The sequence below is a fragment of the Candidatus Coatesbacteria bacterium genome (assembly GCA_014728225.1).
In the GTDB taxonomy this organism is placed as follows: Bacteria; RBG-13-66-14; RBG-13-66-14; order RBG-13-66-14; family RBG-13-66-14; genus WJLX01.
Map to the genome: position 1 here is coordinate 1 of WJLX01000163.1, position 4,866 is coordinate 4,866.

Annotated in this window: 4 protein-coding genes and 1 tRNA gene; 1 reads left to right on the forward strand and 4 read right to left on the reverse strand. The window is 62.4% G+C overall.

The features are described 5' to 3' along the window. Positions 1–1,295: 1,295 nt before the first annotated feature. Positions 1,296–2,939: a chaperonin GroEL gene (gene groL, locus GF399_11755; protein ID MBD3400987.1), complete on the reverse strand. Its 1,644-nt coding sequence runs from the start codon at positions 2,937–2,939 to the stop codon at positions 1,296–1,298. A 71-nt stretch (positions 2,940–3,010) separates the two neighbouring features. After that, on the reverse strand, positions 3,011–3,301 hold the full coding sequence (locus tag GF399_11760) for a co-chaperone GroES (protein MBD3400988.1): 291 nt from the start codon (positions 3,299–3,301) through the stop codon (positions 3,011–3,013). Between the two features lie 320 nt (positions 3,302–3,621). Here GF399_11760 and GF399_11765 point away from each other — a divergent pair, with 320 nt between their 5' ends. Then, on the forward strand, positions 3,622–3,936 hold the full coding sequence (locus tag GF399_11765) for a methyltransferase domain-containing protein (protein ID MBD3400989.1): 315 nt from the start codon (positions 3,622–3,624) through the stop codon (positions 3,934–3,936). A 78-nt stretch (positions 3,937–4,014) separates the two neighbouring features. On the opposite strand, the gene GF399_11770 is transcribed toward GF399_11765, so the two are convergent. Together GF399_11770 and GF399_11775 are read right to left on the reverse strand one after the other, a co-directional pair. Further along, positions 4,015–4,572 (reverse strand): hypothetical protein, encoded by a 558-nt coding sequence (locus tag GF399_11770; GenBank protein ID MBD3400990.1) that lies wholly within the window; start codon positions 4,570–4,572, stop codon positions 4,015–4,017. Positions 4,573–4,796: 224 nt separating this feature from the next. After that, positions 4,797–4,866: transfer RNA gene (locus GF399_11775), tRNA-Arg, on the reverse strand.

The following is a 4,866-nucleotide window of genomic DNA, read 5'->3' on the forward strand; positions in this document are numbered from 1 at the left end:
CCAGCAGCAGGTTCTGCCAGCGATAGTGCAGCCGTCGCAACGACCAGTAGGCTGCGAAGAACAGCGGCAGGAAGATCAGGAAGGCGAGGGAGTTGAAGGGTATCGGTTGCCGGGTTGGGGGCGCAGCGAGTAAAGGCGGATTATACGCCACGGCGCGGCGGCGGGCAAGGTCGAAGCGGCCTGAGCTGGGATCCGAGCCCTTGGCTCAGGTCGACGAAGCGTGTCAGCCCGCTTGTTGAGCGTCTTCGGGTCCCGGATCATGAGGTTCTCGAATAATGGTAGACGGGGACGACACGCTCGACAAGGCGCCTTCTCGGGGATGGAACAATTGACGGCGACAAAGTGCTGCATGCTTATAACTTAGAGATTATCAACTAATAATGATTAACAAGCGTGAAGTATGCTCCTGAGATAGTTTAGCGCTTTTTCGTCGTCGCGATGGTTATATCTGAACGACCTCTCACGGATATAGAGTCTGTTGTTACGCTTGAAGACGTCGTGGAAGGCCTTTTGGCTGTGTTTGGGGTAGCCCGGGAAGTTCTAGAGGCCGTTGATAGGCACCTTGCCGTGTTCTTCAGCATCGCGAGGATCGCGCCCGGCAGGTGCTTCTCGCTACAATTGGGCGGCTGGATGACACGAACCTCCCCGCCGCGCTTGAGCAGCTCTAAGACGGGGAGCTTACCACTCGCCCCCCCGTCCACGCTTGCCCTGGCGGTAACCGCCGAAGTAGGGCTCGTCTAGCTCGATGTGCCCCTCGGGCTTCTCCAGCCCGGCTTCGCGGTTGGCGGCGCTACGCTCGCGGATGATACGATAATACTCGGCCGCTCAGGCTGCGGTTACCTCAAGCCAAAACAGCTCGGCTGTCAACTCGCCCATTTCTGCCGATAACCCATGTCGAGCGGGTTTGCAGGTAAAAAGCGCTTGCGACAGCGCTTGCACATCCGCCGCCCGTCGGCGCATCGGTGGTGACAGCGGTGGTTACACCTTGGCCACTTGACTTGCCGATCCCCCGTCCTGTCCTTCCCCGCCTCATCCCCCCGGTTGGTGTCAGAAAAAATACTCGTTCACGCCGAGATAAGTAATCAACTGCAATATCTGCTGTTCATCTGCTGTGATAATCCCATAACTTATTATCATAAAGACAGTTAAAGGTTAGCGGGTCATGGTCGTTGTTTTTGTGTTATGGCTGAGCGTGAGCGGCTTCAGGGTCGCGAGTCTGGCACGGGTCAAAAACCGAGGACGGGTCGCCCCGTCCTCGGTCGTTTTTTCGGGTTCTGCCGGGCCTGGGCGTGGGCCTAGTACATGCCCATGCCGCCGCCCATACCGCCCATGCCGCCGCCGGGAGGCATGGCCGGAGCCTTCTCCTCCTCGGGCTTGTCGGCGATCAGGGCTTCCGTGGTCAGCATCAGCCCGGCGATGGAGCCGGCGTTCTGCAGGGCGATCCGGCTGACCTTGGTGGGGTCGATGATGCCCTTCTCGAGCATATCGCCGTACTCGTTGAGATAGGCGTCGAAGCCGAAGGAACCTTCGTTCTCCTTGACCTTCTCGACGACGATCGAACCCTCCTGGCCGGCGTTGTGCACGATGTGCCAGAGGGGCTTCTCGAGGGCCTTGCGCACGATTTCGGCGCCGGTGGCCTCGTCGCCCTCGAGCTCGAGCTCGTTGAGCTTGTTCATCGCCCGCAGGTAGGCGATGCCGCCGCCGGGAACGATGCCCTCTTCGACGGCCGCCCGGGTGGCGTGCAGGGCGTCCTCGACGCGGGCCTTCTTCTCCTTCATCTCGGTCTCGGTGGCCGCGCCGACCTTGATGACGGCGACGCCGCCGGCCAGCTTGGCCAGCCGCTCCTGCAGCTTCTCGCGGTCATAGTCCGAGGTGGTCTGCTCGATCTGGTTCTTGAGGGTCTTGATGCGACCCTCGATGTCGGCCTGGGAGCCGGCGCCCTCGACGATGGTGGTGTCTTCCTTGTTGACGGTGATGCGCTTGGCCTGACCCAGGTCGTTGATGGTGGCGTTCTCGAGCTTGAGACCCAGCTCCTCGGAGATGACCTGGCCGCCGGTCAGGGTGGCGATGTCCTTGAGCATCTCCTTGCGGCGGTCACCGAAGCCCGGAGCCTTGACGGCGCAGACCTTCAGCGTACCGCGGATCTTGTTGACCACCAGGGTGGCCAGGGCCTCGCCCTCGATGTCCTCGGCGATGATCAGCAGCGGCTTGCCCGACTGGGCGACCTTCTCCAGCACGGGGAGCAGGTCCTTCATGGCGCTGATCTTCTTCTCGTTGATCAGGACCATGACGTCGTCCAGGGCCGCTTCCATGCGGTCGGTATCGGTGACGAAGTACGGCGAGAGGTAGCCGCGGTCGAACTGCATACCCTCGACGAGATCCAGGCTGGTCTCCATGCCCTTGGACTCCTCGACGGTGATGACGCCTTCCTTGCCGACCTTCTCCATCGCCTCGGCGATACGCCGGCCGATGGTGCGGTCGTTGTTGGCGCTGATGGTGCCGACCTGCTCGATCTCCTTGCTGTCGGTCACGTCGCGGCTGAGGTTCTGCAGGTCCTCGACGACGGCCTCGACGGCCTTGTCGATACCGCGCTTGAGGCCCATCGGGTTGGCGCCCGAGGTGACGTTGCGCATCCCCTCGCGGAAGATGGCCTCGGCCAGGACGGTGGCCGTGGTGGTGCCGTCGCCGGCGACATCGGAGGTCTTGCTGGCGACCTCGCGGACCATCTGGGCGCCCATGTTCTTGAAGGGCTCCTCGAGCTCGATCTCCTTGGCCACGCTGACGCCGTCCTTGGTGACGTTGGGCGAGCCGAACTTGCGGTCCAGAACCACGTTGCGGCCCCGCGGGCCCAGGGTGGCCTTGACGGCCTTGGCCAGGAGGGTCACGCCTTCGAGCATCTCTTTGCGCGCGTCCTCGCTGAATTCCAGGATCTTAGGCATACTCACGCTCCTACGTAAGATGGTTTATCCGTTGCGGACAAAGCTGGGTGAAATCGGGTTGCGAGACCGGGTTACTCGATCACGCCGAGGATGTCGTCTTCACGCATGATGACGTACTCCTCGTCGTCGATCTTGACCTCGGTGCCGGTGTACTTGCCGAACAGGACCTCCTGGCCCTCCTTGATCCGGGGGTTCAGCAGGCTGCCGTCGTCGGTGCGCTTGCCCTCACCGACGGAGACGATCTTGCCGCGCTGCGGCTTCTCCTTGGCCGTGTCCGGGATGATGATCCCGCCGGCCGTCGTCTGCTCTTCCTTCTCCAGGCGCTTGACCAGCACGCGGTCGCCCAGTGGTTTGAATGCCATCGTCCTCTCTCCTTGGGTGTATGGCTGGGGTTGTCGGGTTGACACTGAAGTGATCTCGATTGTGAACGCTTATCTATCAGGGCCGCCGGAAGACACTCCGGCTCGTCATCCTCTTCGCGGCGTGCGTTAAGAGCCCCCACGTACCCGCACGCCTCACCCTTGATACCTATGCAAAACCCGTGCCAAGTTGCACGGGTCGCATTATCAACACCTTACGCAATCGCCCCTCAGCCGCGGTCCCCCGCGGCAACGCCAGCTTGACCGGCGCCGCAGGCCGAGTGTGCCAAAACGGCGGGGAGGATATCGATAAATGCTGCTAGATTGAATTGGTCAGCATCCACGTCCTCGAGCACGTCGCCGAGCCCGCCGCCTTCGCCGAGAAGGTCGGCAAGGCGCTCAAGCCCGGCGGCCTGTGGTTCAACTACATGCCCAACGTGGCCGTCACCGAGGCCCACAACTTCGACGCGGCCCACGGCGCGGACTGGATCCACTTCCGACCGACCGGAGAGCCGCAACACATCAACTTCTTCGATCCGGGGACGGCGCGGTGGCTGATCGAACAGGCCGGCCTGGAGTACGTCGGCGGCGGCGAGCGGGACGACGACATGTGGACCTGGGCGCGACGCCCCGCATAGTGTAGGGCGGCCCCTCCGCGGGCCGCCGCATAGAAAAGGCCCGGCGCGGGCCGGGCCTTCGCTCTTTGACAGCACTGTCTACGGCCGGTCGGCCTTGATGGCGCCCCAACTGAGCTCCTCGACCGCCGTGTCCGGCGTCCACTCGATCCGCAGCATGTAGTCGCGGACGCGGTCGTACCATGAACCGCTGCTGCAGTAGTATGAGTGTGAGTCGGGTGGATAGTCCGGGCCGGTGCCGTCGTCCAGCAGGTAGGAGGGAGCGCTGATGTTGCCCAGGATGACGAAGAAGGCGCTGGGGACATCGACGGGCTCGTCCGGGGTGAAGGTGGACCAGTAATCCTGGGTCCAGGAGCCGACGAGGGGGCCTTCGAGGAGCTCGTCGGGCTTGCACTGGCGGACGGAGTAGATATAGACCAGCGGCGGATCGGCGCTCTGGAAGTTGGACACGGCGACGCGGAAGGCGGTGATCGTGCCCGGCAGGCCGCCGGTATCACCGGGACTGCCGTACTCCTCCCCGAACGAGACGCCCATGAGCTCGTCATCGGTGGCGCCGCCCTCGACGCCGTCGTCCCAGTAGAGCTCCGTGGCGCCGGCAACGGCGACAAGGACGAGAAGCAATGCGGTAAGTTTTCTCATTTCTCCCTCCAGTTCCCCTGCATTTCCCACGTCACTCATAATATAACGCGGGTGTGACACTTATCAAGTCGGACTTAAAAGATAACCGCTAGAACGGGGCGCGGAGGGGATAAAAGAAGCGCCCCCTCAGATGAAGGGAGCGCTTCGGCGTGTTTGGGAACACGCTTTCAGGTCCGCGTACTCATAAGATACACCAAAAACGGAGAACCGTCAAGTTTTATATGTGGAGGCGACGGGACTCGAACCCGTGATGCAGGTTCCGCGGACCTGAGTGTTCCCACTACACCACGCCCC